We start from the raw sequence: 17,286 nt of genomic DNA, 5'->3' as shown, positions 1-17,286 counted from the left end.
CGAAAAAAACATAAAAACGATCACTGCTAATAATTTTTTAATCACACGCTGTGCATCATGGTTAACGTTATACTCATAATATCATCACCAACCTCAGCGAATGGAACTATTAACATTTCGTTGACGAATGTCATACATACACCTTGCACCACTGTATAAACTTAGTGACGTCGTCACGCCGCCGATACTGCCTGCGATAAAAAATACCCAAACACCAGAGAGCCCCATCAACTCGCCTGTCTTATTCAACATACCTCCACCTATACTCCAGTCAAAATACCAGTTCACCACAAGCCAGGTAATAAAGCCGCCGATAAATCCGATCATGGCATAAGATTCACCAGGTTGCCAATAGCTCAAAACCATTCCACAAATAAAAACAGGAACCAGATAAAGCCACCAGGGAGAAGGAAATATCCATAACCCCAGTGAGATTACTGCGATCACGATAAAGTATAATAGCAGACGATTGATAAATACACGCATTAAGACCTCATTTTAGTATCCAGGAAAATGAAGCCGACTGCTCGGCTTCCCGTTGATTCATGAAAAAAGTCAATTCATAATAAGACCCTTTATTCCACGTCGTGATAAAATTGTCATAATACTGGCTGCCGGGGATGCCCGATTGTCCACCCGGATACACACCGTAGCCCCTGGGTCTGTCTCCCAACTCGACGATCATTCTCCACGAAGGCCCCCAGGTTTTGGAGACAGCGTTGATAGCATCCGGATAACCAGCAGAGGTAAGATTCATTTTGCTGAAAGGAGTCAGATAACTCAAGTGCATGATGTCAACCCTATTCAGTTGCCCCCATGTTACAGGTGCATTGCTTTTCATCGATTTAAATTCATTATAGGCAGCAATGAAAGCGCTGGTTACAATATCCTGCGCCGATTCCCGGGCCACAGTCTGCTCATTATCAAAATAAGCATTAAGCGTGTCGTGCACAATCATATTCAGCAGGATCAACTGCTTTGGGGCAGTGGAGAAAAACGCCTGAGGCTTGTACTCGTCCCACGTATAATCAGTGATATTATTCCACCATAGGTTAAACAGCTCTGCATGTTCAGTGCTGCTATCATAAGCGCACGACCAATTCTTCAGGCCCTGTAAAGCCATATAACCTTCCTTGTTAAGCTTACCGCCAATAATTCTATCCGGAAGAATAGCCATTGCCTGCTGTGCAAAAGAATTTACGTTGTCCAGTTGCATAAGTTGCATTTGCTGAACATCCAAACCCACAGCACTGTCCAGCAATTGACGGATCCTGTTGGCCCGGTGATCTAAGAAATACCCATTGTAGTAATAAGGATAATCTGGCCCCGTAGGATGTTGATTCGCCGAAAATACATAGTGCGTACCAGGATTCAGGCTTTGCGGAAGACTGTCCTGGGGTATATAAGCCCGCTTCAAATGAGAGCTGAGCGTGCCATCGAGAATAAACCTGCCCTGCCCGGGCCACTTCCTGGCAATACTGCCTTGGTGAACAATGGCAATATCATTAGTCTTTGAAGCAAAGGTGAAATTCTGTACCGGGCAGGAATAATACTTTATAGCCTGCTTAAACCCGTCATAATCATGAGCCTTGTTCAACTTGATGAAAGCAAGGAATTCGTCCGAAGGATTATGCAACTCCCAGCTGAGTGAATAATTCACCTGGTCAAGATGATCATCAATAAAGTTTTTGTCATAAACGATCGGTCCATGAACACTCCAATACACCGAATCATAAAAACTCTTTTGACCTTTGATCTTTATTTCTTCAACAACCACTTTGAGATCATGCCACTGCGAATCCAGTTGATACTGCTTGTAGTCAACAGTAAGCTTAAGCTTGTACCAGTCTTTCACATCCTGTATGCCATTAGTCAGTCCCCAGGCAATAGATTCATTGAAGCCGATGATCACCGCAGGCGTTCCCGGGATCGAAACACCATACACATCCTGCTTGTCCGAACTAAGTTGCATCTCCAGCCAGATAGAGGGCAACGTAAGCCCTAAATGAGGATCATTGCATAAAATAGGATGCCCCGACTTCGTCTTGGCCCCTGAAACTGCCCAGCTATTACTGCCCAGTCTTGGATTATAAGTACTTTGGGGAAGCATGGTGCGTTTAGACAAAAACCAGTTAGTGAGATAAGACGGCTTATCGATATTGAAAACCGATGCAGTGGTTAGCGTATCACCGTCTGGAACGATGGGCGAAATACCCTTGTAAAAGTCAGGATAGATTTTATTGTAAACTTCCTTGCCTAAAGCCAGCATCGCCCTCGAATTACTTAAGTCTTCCTCGTAACCAGTAAGCATGCTGGCTACATATTTCATGATCAGCACCGATTTTAAATTCGTCCAGGGCTCAGGCGTATAATTGAACAATTTATATTCAACAGGAAGGTCTTTATACCTGAGCTGTTCGATAAAAGCATTTACCCCATTGGTATAAGCATTCAGTACGGCAATCGTTTCTGCATGGCTTTCCATAATATGCAGCGATCTTTTAGCGGCCTCGAGTAGGCCATTCCTCCTTTGGCGACGGTCGTAAACAAGATACTCCTCCGTAGGGAATATCTCAGATAATCTGCCAGCCGATACATAACTCATAAAATCCATTTGCCACAACCGTAGCGAAGCCGTTATATACCCTTGCGCAAAATACATGTCATCAGCATTGCGGGCAAAGACATGCGGAACATGGCGGCTATCGAAAAATATCCTTGTTGAGTCCTTGAGCCCGGACAACTGCAAAACCCTGTTCTTGTCTGGAAGCTCCGCCTCCCCCGTATGCGCTACACCCGTGAAGGGATGCAGGAATTGACCAAGAGGTGGAATATTGCTCATCTGAATAGACAAGCCAAATACCAGTATGATCAACACGATAAGAGGAAATAACAACCCCGATCTTCTGTAACTCATTTTGTAAGCTTTATATCGAATTCACCTGTCGAGATCGTTTCATCGGCAGTATCGCTGCAAACTGAAAAAGCATAGCCCTCCACCAGAGGCAAGGAATAAAAAAACCAGTTCCGGTCTGCATAAAACACACATGCCTGTGTGCAGTCGAGAGAACTCAGTTCATTGATAAGCCCCACGCCTGTAGCCTTCAATAGCGCTTCTTTTTTAGTCCATATTTCATAAAAGCGATCCATTGCATGGCTGGTCTCAAATACATATTGCTTTTCATTATCGTGCAGAATATGTTCCAATTCATGATAATCCAATAATTGCTTTTCTTCAAGATCTATACCCATCACAGAATCCCCGTACGCAAACACCGAAAACTTGCCGGAGTGGGAAATGTTGAAAGACTGCCATCCACATATTCCCGGTTTATTACTGTCGTCCCTTTTCCATTCATGAATAAGCCCGCCGCAGCCATCTTCCTCAAGGCTTGCCTTTAGCATCAGCCGTGCATACAGCGCCAGCTTCCTGTCTATCGCATTCCGGTATTTCATAACATCCTGTTGTAAATTAAGAGGCAGTGTTGCCGTGTAGGCATATATACCGACATCGTCCAGTAGGCTAACGTCCGAGTATAATATTTTGACCATGAGCATTCTTTATAATGGCGGCCAGTTGTTCCGGAAAATGATGTATAAAAAAGTGATTGCCGGGAAAGACCCTGAAAGAAAAAGAACCCGAAGTATAATGCCGCCAGTTGGATATATGAGCAACAGTTTCCTCCTCACTGCCCATCATAGCGTATATAGGAGCCGTGACGGGCGGAATACTATCGATGTCGCCCGCCTCGACGAGTGTAAAATCTTTTTTCAGGATCGGTAGAAAAATATTCATCAACTCAGGATCACGAAGAACGCCATCTGGCATGCCCCCCAGTTTCTTTAATTCTTCTACGAAATCCTCATCATCCAGCTGATGCAGCATTTTCTTTTCCCGTACACCCGGCCCGGCATTACCACTTACTACCAACTGCCGGGCAAACCTTCCGTTGCGTTCGAGCATACCAGCTACCTTCAGCCCAAGATAAGCGCCAAGACTATGGCCATAGATCATGAAATCGTCTGAAATTGGATACTTCATTATTTGATCGAACAGATCGTCTGCTGCCAGCCCAAGGTCCATCAGCAACGTCTCGTCCATGCGTTTTCCCCTTCCTGGTAATTCAAGCGATACTACGTCCAGCCCCTTCAAATAAGGCATAAGGAAATTGAATGAGTAACGGTTACCACCTGCATAGTGGATCATAAATAACCTGGTCATGCGTACTTTATTAAAAGGTTACAACAGAACTTTTATGATGTTGGTCAGACATTAACTGGCCATTTTCCATCCGGTATATTCTATCGGCGCAATGATAATATTTGTCGTCATGCGTGATCGCAATGATCGTAAAACCTTCTTCCTTCAACAGCGGAAGGATCACCCTGTAAAACTTATCCCTGAAATGAGGGTCCTGGTCAGCGGCCCATTCATCCAGCACCAACAGCGGTTTCTGCTCCATCAGAAAAACGATCAGCGCCAAACGTTTTCGCTGTCCTGTAGAAAGATCAGTAGTAGAAAAACGCTTTCCTGCCAGGGCTACTTTACCCTCCAGCTCAAATAACCTGATATAATAGTCCCATTTCTGTTGGTCGATGTCGCCCGCAGTCAAGACCTCGTCAAACAAGTAGAAGTCGCTGAATACCACTGCAAACAACCCCCTGTAATCGACGCCGGCCGTACTTTCAATAAAGTGGCCATTTAACGATATATTGTCAGTTGTCGGAGCATATAAGCCGATGATACAATTGATAAAAGTCGTTTTGCCACTTCCATTGCCGCCATAAATAAAACACACGTCCCCCTTTCTGACCTTGAAATCGATGGGGCCAATAGTAAAGCCATCTTTCTTACCCGTATAAGTGAAACGTAAATTCGAAAAAGACAAAAAGTCGAAAGAGCTATACTCAGTTGGCAGTACCTTCTTTAGTTGTGTGCCTGATAGAGAGGCCTTTAAGGCTGTCAGTTGACTTACCGCAATACGGCCACGCACCAGGTAAGGAGCGAAAACCATCAGCGTCTCTATCGAACTGAGCAGGTAAAGCAGTACGAACACGAATTTTACCACATTGCTGTTGCTGATATCCAGTACAGTACTGAAATAAAGAACGATCACAGCAATGAGCAGATAAAAAAGTATCTGACCGGTGATTTGGTTGTTCAGCAACCTCGTCATAGCGCTCACGTTGTTGCTGTAGGATTGTTCTGCAACAACAGATATATTGCGATCGATGATCTCCTTTCCCTTGTCGGGGTTCATATGTATTTCCTTATGCCCGTTGAGGATGGAATTGAAGTTTTTCAGGAAATTGTTCTCGAGATTTCTGCCCTCACTGAAAAGGTTACTCATCTTTTTATAACCCCGGCGGTAGATCAATATACCGGCCAGAGTAATAAAAATGGTAGCCACAAAAAGTTGCAGGGAGATCACCGACATGTATATAAGGCAGGAGATGGCTACGATCAGGGACGCAGAGAAATCGACGATATTCAGAGAGGCCTGCGTAAGAGTGGTAATGTCATGTACAAGTGTGGAGTATATCCTGTTCCTTTGATCGGCGAGATGATAATAATCAGCCTTTACAATAAGGTTCAGTATCTGCGTTCTTAATTCCCAAAGCAGCTTTTGAGTCAGCCGCACTATGGTTTCCGAAACAACGAACCGCGTCCAGATAAAAAACACCAGCGTCAAACAAAAAATGAACACATATGCCGGGCTCACCGATTTGTATTTGCCGGCAGCGATCAAGCCTAATACCATAGCTACAAAACTGACGACCAGGAATCGTAGCAGGCCAGATAAAACACTGAGGAAGATATATTTTATAAACTTTCCTCTTCCCGTCAGCCCCGTGATCAGCTTGAATAGTGCTTGCAAGATTTTCTCGTAGGTTTGATAAGGTTATGGTTGCAATTGAGAACATAATTTAAAGACTTTATCATTAATAGTAAAAATTTTCTTGATGACAGTTCGCCGGATATGTCATTTTTAACCTGCTGCAACCTGTAATATTTTACCGGAAACAAAAGCTTGTAAACCCGGTTTCCTGATATTTTTTTCACACATCGATTTTTTTACTTTAATTACAGTACACTACAGCCGGATAAGCCTGCTATACAGTAAAACCTTTAGTATGAAAAAAGATAAAACCAGCCTGGTTATTATTAAGAAGACGATCGTCGATCTATCCGGAAGAAAAACAAAAGGACTCTTTGAGTCGGTAGCAAGTCCCAAAAATACCCAATTAAGTAAGACAGGAAATGAGCAGGTTGCCAAACGGCCACAACTGCAACAGGCAGCAGAAAATGCATAAAATTTTCAGGCGCTCACAAAACCTGCAACGATGAACACCTTATCCGATTCAAAATACCTGTCCCCTTTTTTTATACTCCGTTCACCTCTTCTTTCTTTATCAACTGCAAGATTGATAATAGTACAGCTACAGCAGGGAAAACCGCTGCTCGGATTACTACTCCAGCAACTAAAAGCCGAGCCACTGATCAGAGAGGCCGTCTATCTTGCTTCGCCCGAATTATACGACCAGATAATGCAGTTACAGGAAAACGATAGCCGGAAAGTTGATACGAAAAAGCTGGAAGAGACTCTCTATAAATACTTTATGCGCATGTGTACCAACAGCACGCCTTTTGGTCTGTTTGCTGGTTATACCATTGGCGCATGGGGAGAACAGGTAGACATCAGGTTGGGCAGGGAGAAAGACGTGACAAGAAAGATAAGAATGGACATGGAATACCTTTGTGCAGTTGCAAGACACATGAGCGGGGATGGACAGGTAGAACAACAGCTACGCTATTATTCCAACAACAGTATATATCAGGTTGGAAAAGAAATCAGATACACTGAGTGCAGAACAGATAAAAACAACAAGTGGAGCCATCATATAGAAAGCATACAAGCCACAGAAGAACTGCTGCTGCTGTTGGAAAGCTGCCGGGCAGGAAAGCATTTCAGAGAGATGATTCAGTTGGTCGTTCAGGCCGGCCATGACCAGGAACAGGCAATCGATTTCATAAAAGAGCTGATCCGGCATCAGGTACTTGTAAGCGAATTGACTGCCAACGTAACTGGTAAACATTACCAGCAGAGAATTGCCCATCTGCTTGCAGGGCAAGGAGTAAACTTTCCTTTCCTCGATAATATAGATCACAGCACAGAAGACCAGGTAACAAGGTATAAAAATATCTTTACCACATTAGCAGGCCAACCTGTGAAAGTATGCGAGAACAGAATGATACAGGTTGATTGCTTCAAGGCTGCCGAACAATGCAAGTTGCCTGCTATTATACAGCAGGAACTATGGGATGCCATCGAACTGCTGGCCCGCTTAAACCCCACTTGCGCAGGGGCATTGCGAATAAAGAAATTCAGGCGCGCATTTTACGAGCGGTACGAAGACAGAGCTGTACCATTGGCAGAAGTATTGGACCCGCAAATAGGTATCGGATACCAACAAGCTTCCACCATCGCCGATTATTATCGTACGCCAAACCCGTACGACGATCCAAACATTGAGTTTAAATTTCAAAAATACAAAGAGTCCATGTTCTCGCCCGAAGGACACGTTGTATTGACTGAACTCGATAAAGCTAACTTGCCCATCAACGACGAAGCGATTCCCGACTCACTTTTTTCTATCATTAGCTTAACCGGAAATGAAGAAGCACATAAGATCGTCTTTCATTATGCAGGAGGCCCATCTGCAGCTAACCTGTTAGGTCGCTTTGCGGACGCAGATGCGGAACTCGAAGAAAAAATTACAGCCCTCTGCCTCCAGGAAGAAAGCAACGATCCCGGTAAGATCTATGCAGAAGTAGTCCATCTTTCCCAGCCAAGGTTTGGAAACATATTGAGCAGACCCATTTTCAGAAAATATGAGATACCCTACCTCGCATTTTCCACACTGCCGCCAGAACAACAAATACCCCTTAGTGATCTATACCTTTTATTGAAAAACGGAAAATTGATACTGTATTCAAAAAGCAGGCAAAAAGAAGTCATACCACGGCTGTCCTCTGCCCACAATTTTTCAGATGGCCTGCCTGTCTATAATTTCCTGGGCGATCTTCAATGCCAGGATAAACAAGGCGATATATATTGGGATTGGGGCGTGTTGAAAAGCCAGGCATCCCTTCCCCGCATTGAGTACAAAAATATAGTCCTTAGCCCGGCCACCTGGTCATTACAGGCCGATCAGTTAAGCAACTTGCTCAATGGTCAACTCTCCATCCCACAGATTAGCGCAGCAATAGACCAGTTCAGAACGCATTGGCGAATGCCTTCGTTGGTACACCTGATCGAAGGCGATAACTCCCTGGTACTTGATCTTTCAACAGACTTCGGAAAACAATTTTTGCTGAAACAACTGAAGCAGAAAAAATATGTCCGGTTACAGGAGTATGTCAATCCCGGAAACAACAACATCGTAAAAGGACCGTCTGGTGCATTCTCCAATGAATTTATTATCCCCTTCCTCAAACAGCAGCAGGCTGCCAAAGCGCAGACACCCGCGCTGGAAGTAAAGCTGAATACAACCTTGCAGCGTAAATTCATACCAGGCTCCGAATGGATTTACTTTAAAATATATATAGTCCCCGAATCGACAGACGAGTTACTGACAATAGGTATCCATCCACTGATAAAAGAAGTAGAACAAAAACAACTGATTCAAAAGTGGTTCTTTCTTCGTTACGCCGATCCGCGTGATCATATAAGATTACGACTACAGTTGGTCAATACCGCTGACATTGGACAAGTTATTGAAAAAGTGTACCAGGCCTTGCATCCCTTTTCCCAACTTAACATTATACAGGGCGTACAGATCGACACCTATGTTCGGGAGTTGGAACGCTATGGAGAAGCAACCATGGAGCTATCCGAAAAATTGTTTTCTATCAATAGTGATTTAGTCTGTGAACTGATAACGTTGATGAGAGCTTCTCAATCCTCCAGGTTATTGACCTGCATAGCTATCCTCGTAGTTGATCGCATGTTTAAAAGCTTTGGGTATAGCGAAGAAAACATCATAGAATTGACAACCCAGGTGATGAAAGAATACGAAGGCCCGGCTGCTGCAAAGAAAACATTCAGAAACGGATTGTATGAGTTTTACAGAGAGAACAGCCTGGCCGTCGCAGCGCTGTTGTCTGGAGAAAATATACCATCGGCTTTGTTTCCTTACAACGAATGGCCGGCCATTCAGGACCTCATTGAAAAGAATGCGGCCCGGATGGAGACTCTGTACCAGGAATTGCTAAACATACCCGGAAATAATGAACAGCCATCAGCCAGCCTTTTATTGAGCTACACGCACATGTTCCTTAACCGGCTGATCACTGATTATTCAGTCGATGCGGAAAATAAAATTTACTGTTTTCTGAATAAATTCTATGTCTCCCGCAAAGCGCGATCAGTGGTAAAGTGAGTCTTCACGATCGCCATACCCTTGTGTTGAGGAAAATTATAGACTTCCCGGGCGCTGCTGGCCGTTACACGCATAAACAATATCCAGGGCACATCAGGCGCAGGCATAGGAAGTTCAAAATGCAAAGGCTCGAGCTTGTCTGTAAAAAGAATGATCGGTGTATGAGCAACAGCTTTTGAAGAAATATTCTGCTCAAGATCAGGATACACAGCAGTAACACTTAGCTGATAACCCTTCAGGTAAAGTTTCTTATCCCATTTAGGATGTTGAAGCAGGTTGATCGTCACATCCAGCACGCTATCGTGAGCCTGGGCATCGACTGTAAACTGCCCATGTAATAATTTGTCCAGTTTGTGCGTCCGATGGCATTCATGCTTAAGCAGATCTTTAAAACTGAATGCGCCATCTTCTTTCAATTGCTTTCGGAATACGCTCAGCAGGTCGGGCCATAACCAGCCATCCTTGTGTTCATCACGAACGGCGTCGAAGATCAACTTGGCCGGCTTGTTGCAGGCTTTAAGGCGTTCACCGCTGGCAACCAGTTCATCATTGATGGAAATAGGTGTGTGGGTACCTCGGGCGGCACGGGTGTGAGTGCCATACGTAGCACTGTCGACGACAGTGACACCAATAAGCGTTCCCTTAAATTTAAATAAGGAAGGTTTTAGTTTGGGCATACGGTTTGGATTTTGTAATTTAATAAGATAAATGGTTTATCAAATTAAATATACGTATAATCCTTCAAATCACCCGGTTGCGGTGATATATCACCCTTTTTCTTCCTGTCTCCCTCAGCCACTCGACGCATTTCCGACTGATTTTCAACGTCCTTACCACGACCTTGTAGTGACCTTTCAGCGACCTTACAACGACCTTTTAGCGGCGTTATAGCGGCCTTTCAGCGACGTTATAGCGACCTTATAGCGACTACCCTACGTAGATCATTCATGGAGAAGCCGTTGCAAAGCCATGGACACCCCTATCCTGACCTGGTGCCGGACAATGTCCGCCCGGTTAATCTCTGGTAGCAAACTTGACGCCTACAGTAATACACCAAACACCCTGCTTGATATTGGGCCTGTAATCGGCCTCATAGATCTTGTACTTATCCTTGCCGATCGGGCGGTTCACACCAGCTTTTACAAAGAAGAAAGTTGCAGTATTACGCTCCTTATTATTTCCGATAGCTACATCGAAGCCAATTCCGGCCTGGTAGCCTACTCTGGTCGAGCTGGAGTTGACAGTACGGTTTTCAACCACAATATCAGTGATGTCCGTATAATTGGGATTGATGATCTCAGGCTTTTGGTAACTAAGATTGGACATACGCATGGAAAGCCCTCCATAAGGATAAAGACTCACGGCCTTTGATTTTAATACATCTACACCAAGGTCGATATGCAAGGCATTACTGAGCGAAGCCTTGATAGTCTCCTCCCCCTTTTTGACCTTTGCATTGAGCCCGAAAGTGGCGAAGTAAAAATCCAGCATCAACCATTTTTGTTTAGTACTGATGCCCAGACCAAACCTTGGCGACATTTCATTAAGTGGTGCAAATCCCTTTTGAGTGATCAATTCGTTGAACGTGCCGTAATCGGTATGAACAAAATCAGTATATAGCGTAAAGGCGGTATAATTATGCGATTTCCGGACGTGCGATTTGTATTTATTGAGCAGGTCCTGGTAATCCTCGGAATTGAAGAGAGAATCCATAGCCTGTTTTTGCAGGGCCCTTAATTGCTTTTCATAATAATTGGTAGAATCGGTTACTATTTTCTCTTTACGTGGTACGGCAGGCTTGAATTGAGCCATGGTAAATACAGGCATCAACAGAAGCAGATAGAAAAATTTCTTCATTCGTTGGAGAGTTTAGGGACTACAATATAAAACGTACTCCAATAACCGCCAATTAAAACAAACAGGCCCGGAAATTATTCCGGGCCTGCCGCTATATTACATTGCCGACTGTCGACACTGCCGATATTGCCGGATTACAATTTGATAAACTGCAACGTCCGCTCCTTCCCAACACCCATGATCTGCACCTGGTACACACCCTTCATCCAGCCCTGCACATAGATCTTTTCCAGGGTATGCGTTGCCAGCCGTTGATGCACTTTGTTACCACGCAGGTCATAGATCACGATAAGCTTGCCAGCCTCCGCCTTCACCCAGATATGGTCTTGCGCCGGGTTGGGGAATACCATGAAGTCAACACCGAGGTTCACGGTAAGGGTGGCAGTTGAACTGGTAACGGCCAGCGCGGTATTGCGCACCACGCAATGATAACTGCCAGAGTCGGCCAGCGCTGTCACCGGGATGGAGAACGTGGCAGCCGTAGCACCAGTGATGGCAACCCCATTCCTGAACCATTGGTAACTGAGCCCGCTGCCGGTAGCAGTTACACTAAATTGAACAGTCGCACCTTTGATCACCGATTGCGATTGAGGATGACTGGTGATCACAGGAGCTTTTGCCAACACGGTTAACCGGTGCGATTGACTGCTTACTTCACCACAGCCATTACTCACCTTGCACATATATACAGATTCGCCTGGTGCAGCAGCGGTGAAGCTGAACAAAGCATTGGTAGCCCCATCCACCTTGTTGCCGTCCTTATACCATTGATAAGTCAAGCCTGAACCCTTCGCTGCTACTTGTAACGAAACAACATCGCCCTCCTGCATGGTAGCCGCCGCAGGCAAGTCAGTGGTAAACTGAGCCTTGCCAGTGATCAATCCCACGGTATCACTTGTTACCGAGCCACCGTTGCTGTTGGCAACAATACAATGGAACCGGCGTGTATCACCAGCAACGATATTGGTAACATTGATCCACGTTGAAGTCGCGCCTGCGATCAGCACACCATCCCTGTACCATTGATAACGCGGAGGGATTGATTTAATCTGCGTTTGCACACGCAATACGGTATTCGCTTCTCCGCCACACAAAGACTGACCGGTAATTACAGGCTTTTGAATAACCGACAAACGGCCTTCGCCACTGATAGCAGGTAGTTCGCCTCCACCAGTCACTACGCAGGTATAAGCCCCTTCATCACCTATCTTCACATTTGATAAGGTCAGCGTGGCGCTATTGGCCTGGCTGATATCCGCACCATTCTTCTTCCATTGATAACCTAAATTATTTCCTTCAGCGACTACTGTAAACACGGCTTGTTTGCCTGTGCCTGTAAGTTGATCGGCAGGATGGCTGGTGATCCGTACTTTACGGTTCACTGCCACCGTTACCGTAGCGCTGGTATCAGCACCACCCGGTGTGGTGATCACACAATAATAACTGCCTTCATTCAACGGCTTGGCCACCACCGCAAAGCTGGGCTTGGTGGGGCCCGAAGTAACGTATGGCGAAAGTGTGCCGCCCTGTACGGGCAGGCCATTCTGGTGCCACTGGTACACAGGCGTAAACCCTTTACCATCGGCTGTGATCGACAACGTCACCGTTTCATCTTCATTCACAGTAGCGCCGTTGGGCTCCTGTGTGATCTCTGGCCGTTGAGGATTAATGATCACGGTCACAGGAGTTGATATTTCTGACAACCCGGTAGCATCCGTGATCTTCAACGTATACACCCCGGCATGTTGCGGTTGAACATTTTTGATGAGTAGCCACGGTGCATAATTCGGACCCTGCTTCTTCCAATAACCACCCGTTACCGCATCGTGCGTAGGCTGATCCTGATTGGCAATAGGAATTACCACTTCTACCCCATCCTTGTACCAGGTGGCGGTATAGTTGGTGAGATTCAGTAAAACCGAAGAGCTTAAATACAGGTTTTCACCCGGCGTAAACAAACCATTGGCACGCTGCGTTCCCGAAGCGCCGGTGTTGACCGTATACATATTCATGGAAGGCTGGAAACGCAGCAGCGACACCACGGTAAGATTGTATTCAATGATACTGGTGCCGGCTGCGCCCGTCACTACACAACGATACCTGCCGGCATCGGCAAAAGTGGTATTGGGTAATTCATAGATAGCATTCGTTTGACCGGTAAGTAATGTATAATCTGTATCAGCAGTTCCTTTATAATACCACTGATAACCCGTAGGTGTAAAGTCAACCGCTTTTACTTCCATAGTAATAGGCCGGTTCACCACATGCTGATAACCCGCAAGATGATCGATAGCTGCCGGTTGCACAAAAGCCAGCTTTTGCACAATAGATACATGCGCCTCCCGGCTGTTGATGGTTTGAAGATCCTGCGTCACACTTACCCGGTAATCACCATCAGCCACCTGATTATATACATTGATAGCAGGATTGGCAAAGCCGGTACTTTGTGAATTAGGCACGAGTGCAAAACCGCCTGCCGCATTCTTCTTGTACCAGTTGTAGCTGGTGGCACCCGCTGCCTGCACATCAAAGGAGACCGTATTGCCAAAACATATAGTCGTATCACGCGGCTGGCCTGTAATAGCCAGCGCGGGCAGGTTCGGGTTGGGGACTACGATATATTCAGTAGTATCTGAGCGCACTACACCACAGGTACCCGTTATCTGTGAAAAGTATTTACCATTATTCGCTGCCACAAAGCCATATGCGGCCGGCACGAGCGTGGCTGTATTCGCAGAAGCATTGAGCGCCGAAGCGATCTGCGTGTAGGTGTTGGGAGCACCAGGCGTATTTTTAAACCACCTGTACGACAGCCCATCGCCCTCCGCTATTACCGGCATGCTCACAACCGTAGCCTGCGGCACATTGATACGGTCACCCGGCAGGTTCTGCGCAATACGGGTGGTTTGATTCACCACCAGCGGAACCGGTCTGGTTTGTGCCTTATTTATACCATTGCTGATGACACAATAATATGAACCGGCATGAGCTACCTGTATATCCGTAAAGCTGAGAGAAGCATTGGTAGCGCCCGCCAGCAATTGACCATTCTTATACCATTGATAAGTCATGTTGTTGCCCATGGCAGCAGTGGTCAACGTATACGAACCGCCACTACAGATCTTGGGATTACCACTGGGATTGCCCACAGGCTGCTGAGTAATAGAAAGTATGCTGATCACCAGCCGGTCGAGACAGAAAGCAGCAGGTAAGATCTCCGGGCGGTTGGCCTCAAGCGTAAACTCGATACCCGATACACTGCCCAGCGAAGAAAGGTCCATCCAGCACCACTTTTCTACAATATGGAACATCACACTATTCTGGAAGCTGAAATCGGCCAGCCTGAACTCGGCTTTTGTGCCGGTAGCGCTGCCATTGGCCGCAATACCTTTGGCCACGAGCTTCACCACATCACCCTTGCGGATGCCGGCATTGCGCAGGAACTGCACCACTGCCCTTGTATTATTCACATACACACCCTCAGCACCATGCACCAGCCCGTCATTGAAAGAGATGAGCCTTTGCTGGTTGTTGACGGCAGTCTTGTCATAAAACCCTACAATGTAAGAACTGCCCGCGCCACTGGTACCGCTACCTGAAGCAGCAGTATACATACCTGTAGCAGAATTCGATTCATTACTATACGTAAAACCATCCTTCAAAGACCCTGCATCAAACTGCGCTTTGAACGTTACGGTATCATCCGTAAAAGAAGTGCTGTCGGAAGATGACCAGGCAGTATTGGCCGGTAAGGCGGGAAGACGTTTTACGATATGCACATCACTGCCAAATACCGGCGGAAAAACATAATCAGGATGCAGGTCCTCAGCCTGCGAGAATTCAGTAGAGGTCTCACCCAGCCAGCCTGCATCCTGTAGCATACCTGTGTATACCTTGATAAAATCGATCTTTTCCAGTTTAACCCTGTTGCCATTCACATCCACGGCCCAGTCGATGTCGAAATTCGTCAACTCGCCTGCATTGGATTGATTATCCGCATAGCCCCAGCCAAAAGACTCCGAACGCCAGTATTGTTGCGGCGGTTGCGCACTGTTCCAGGCATTGGCGATCAGCCGCGTGCCGCGGTAGATCAGCGTGTCTTCGCTGAACCATAACGGGTAATAGGACTCCTGTGTATGAAAAGTGTTGCGCAGCACAAGCCCGCTTCCACCGCGGTTGTCTGTCCACCGAACGTTACCATTCAGCGGAACCGGGCGATAATACTTCACTTCATAATTATGAACAGTAGCCGGATGCTGCGCCTCCGAACCCGCGATCTCATACCACGGATCGTCAGCCAGGCCATTGCCATTCACATCACGCGATACCATCACGACGCCCGATTCCGCATTCCCGTCAAACCAGTTGCCATGCACCTTGAAGTCATAAGCATACGGCTTGTTGAGAATAGCGTGGTCGAAACCCACGATGATATACCCACCCCAGGCACCCAGCGAAATGGTACTCAGGTTGTCTGTCGTGCCCTTGCCGGCATTCGACTGGATGATGTTCGTAGCCTTGGCGGCCATCGTAGCGGCATCATCCCCCGTTGCATAAGCCGGGAAGGCCTTCTCATTGGTAAATTGACCCGGCGCCGGTAAAAATTCTAACACCCTGTTGGCAAACTTGTTCTGCGCAACACTTGCCTGCATACATAACACGCAGACAATAAAAAGTAAACATCTATTCATTGAAACAATAATTTCCCTACTGCTTCAGAAACTGCGCCGTCTTCACCTCCTTGCCCACGGTCACCTTCACTGAATACACACCCGGTCTGTAACCGGCAATCGAAACACTTTCCCGGTCAGCAGCCAGCTTCTTGCGCAACTTCACGTTGCCCGAACCATCAAACACTTCCAATAAGCCACCAGCTTTGGCAACGATACTTACCTGGTCGAAAGCAGGGTTAGGCGACACCTTCACCTGCCACGCAGATGCTGCAGGAGCGGCAGCTATGCGGTTGCCCGGCATCGGAAACCAGTTGTGCGTATTATCAGTAGCAGCACATTCCCCGCAACCGCCGCCGGTGCCCACCTTAATGCCATCGAGGCAGAAATACATAGGCGTATTGGGACCGTTAGCGCCGGTATTGCTGGTGATCAGTGAGAACTCCAGTGCATCCACGGTGCCCAGTGAAGAAAGATTCACCCACTTCCACTGATCTTCGATATATGCTTGTGTAGAGCCGGTAAAATCGGCGAGATAATAATCTATTGGAGAAGCGAGTACCGGGCTTCCGCTCAGGTATCCTGTAATACGAACTATGAAATAATCGCCTTGGCCAAAAGGCTGCGGCGTAAGCCAGTCCCCACATTTCATCGATCGGTAAGCATAAGCACTGTTGGTGACATATAAGCCGCAGATGCTATTGGCCGAAGCGAGCGAAAGCGTTGTGTGCCTTGCAGGAAACCACACATCATTATAACCGTCATAACCCACCACATAAGGATCGGTGGCACCACCAACACCGGCCAGCGTGATTGCAGCAAACTGATTGTCGGGTGCACAATCGGTGGTATTACAGGCAAGGCCACAGGTCAGCGAGGTGGTCTTGCTCACCGTAAAACCATCCCAGTACGAAAAGCCGGGAAAAGAATTGTCGGCATAATGCGTGAAGTTGATACAGCCCGCATCGAAGTTCAGATAACTGCCGCTATACGTCGGGTCTGGTGTCACACCCGTATACGTATCCACCCATACGGAGTCGCTGCCATACACGCTCATAAAAGTGCCATTGGGAGAAAAGCTGTTGAAAGGGATAGTCTGACAGGATGGACAGGTACTCAGCAACTGCGGTTGTGCAGGACGCGCCTTGGCAACTTCCGGCGTCTTGACCGGCTTGGTGTTGCCAAGCCCCAGCAGGCCACGGCGCACATACATTTGCTCCGGCCGTTGCGCCAGAGAGGAAAGAGAACATAATGACAAAGCAATAACAAGGATAAGAGAACAATGGAACTTTTTCATAACATAACATTTAAAGGT

At 46.6% G+C, this 17,286-nt stretch carries 11 protein-coding genes; 2 read left to right on the top strand and 9 right to left on the bottom strand.

Annotation, left to right across the window (positions count from 1 at the left end; genetic code table 11):
• Positions 1–93 precede the first annotated feature (93 nt).
• The 5 genes from AC5JBY_RS17270 to AC5JBY_RS17250 all read right to left on the bottom strand — a co-directional run bounded on the left by AC5JBY_RS17270 (position 94) and on the right by AC5JBY_RS17250 (position 5,879).
• Positions 94–486, bottom strand: a complete 393-nt coding sequence (locus tag AC5JBY_RS17270; RefSeq protein ID WP_495905874.1) for a hypothetical protein — start codon at positions 484–486, stop codon at positions 94–96.
• Positions 487–493: 7 nt separating this feature from the next.
• Positions 494–2,917, bottom strand: coding sequence for a penicillin acylase family protein (locus AC5JBY_RS17265; RefSeq protein WP_495905873.1), 2,424 nt, complete (start codon positions 2,915–2,917; stop codon positions 494–496).
• Positions 2,914–3,456 (bottom strand): 4'-phosphopantetheinyl transferase family protein, encoded by a 543-nt coding sequence (locus tag AC5JBY_RS17260; RefSeq protein ID WP_495905872.1) that lies wholly within the window; start codon positions 3,454–3,456, stop codon positions 2,914–2,916. Before AC5JBY_RS17260 ends, AC5JBY_RS17265 begins: the two co-directional genes overlap by 4 nt.
• A 67-nt stretch (positions 3,457–3,523) precedes the next feature.
• On the bottom strand, positions 3,524–4,222 hold the full coding sequence (locus AC5JBY_RS17255; protein WP_495905871.1) for a thioesterase II family protein: 699 nt from the start codon (positions 4,220–4,222) through the stop codon (positions 3,524–3,526).
• 10 nt (positions 4,223–4,232) lie between these two features.
• The gene (locus AC5JBY_RS17250) at positions 4,233–5,879 is read right to left on the bottom strand and encodes a cyclic peptide export ABC transporter (protein ID WP_495905870.1); all 1,647 of its coding nucleotides are present in this window, start codon (positions 5,877–5,879) and stop codon (positions 4,233–4,235) included.
• Positions 5,880–6,135: 256 nt separating this feature from the next.
• Between AC5JBY_RS17250 and AC5JBY_RS17245 the strand changes: the two genes are divergently transcribed.
• Complete coding sequence (locus AC5JBY_RS17245) at positions 6,136–6,315, top strand: hypothetical protein (RefSeq protein WP_495905869.1); 180 nt, start codon at positions 6,136–6,138, stop codon at positions 6,313–6,315.
• A gap of 30 nt (positions 6,316–6,345) precedes the next feature.
• Positions 6,346–9,444: a lantibiotic dehydratase gene (locus AC5JBY_RS17240; protein WP_495905868.1), complete on the top strand. Its 3,099-nt coding sequence runs from the start codon at positions 6,346–6,348 to the stop codon at positions 9,442–9,444.
• On the opposite strand, the gene AC5JBY_RS17235 is transcribed toward AC5JBY_RS17240, so the two are convergent.
• The 4 genes from AC5JBY_RS17235 to AC5JBY_RS17220 form a co-directional block, all read right to left on the bottom strand.
• Positions 9,408–10,121 carry a hypothetical protein gene (locus tag AC5JBY_RS17235; RefSeq protein ID WP_495905867.1) on the bottom strand — a complete coding sequence of 238 codons (714 nt, stop codon included), beginning with the start codon at positions 10,119–10,121 and terminating at the stop codon, positions 9,408–9,410. The genes AC5JBY_RS17240 and AC5JBY_RS17235 overlap by 37 nt on opposite strands.
• A 337-nt stretch (positions 10,122–10,458) precedes the next feature.
• Positions 10,459–11,301, bottom strand: a complete 843-nt coding sequence (locus tag AC5JBY_RS17230; RefSeq protein WP_495905866.1) for a hypothetical protein — start codon at positions 11,299–11,301, stop codon at positions 10,459–10,461.
• A 134-nt stretch (positions 11,302–11,435) separates the two neighbouring features.
• Positions 11,436–15,992 carry an immunoglobulin domain-containing protein gene (locus AC5JBY_RS17225; protein ID WP_495905865.1) on the bottom strand — a complete coding sequence of 1,519 codons (4,557 nt, stop codon included), beginning with the start codon at positions 15,990–15,992 and terminating at the stop codon, positions 11,436–11,438.
• Between the two features lie 16 nt (positions 15,993–16,008).
• Complete coding sequence (locus AC5JBY_RS17220) at positions 16,009–17,268, bottom strand: DUF4465 domain-containing protein (RefSeq protein ID WP_495905864.1); 1,260 nt, start codon at positions 17,266–17,268, stop codon at positions 16,009–16,011.
• Positions 17,269–17,286 lie beyond the last annotated feature (18 nt).

It is taken from the genome of Paraflavitalea sp., assembly GCF_059502485.1.
This window is presented reverse-complemented; position numbering and strand designations above follow the sequence as displayed.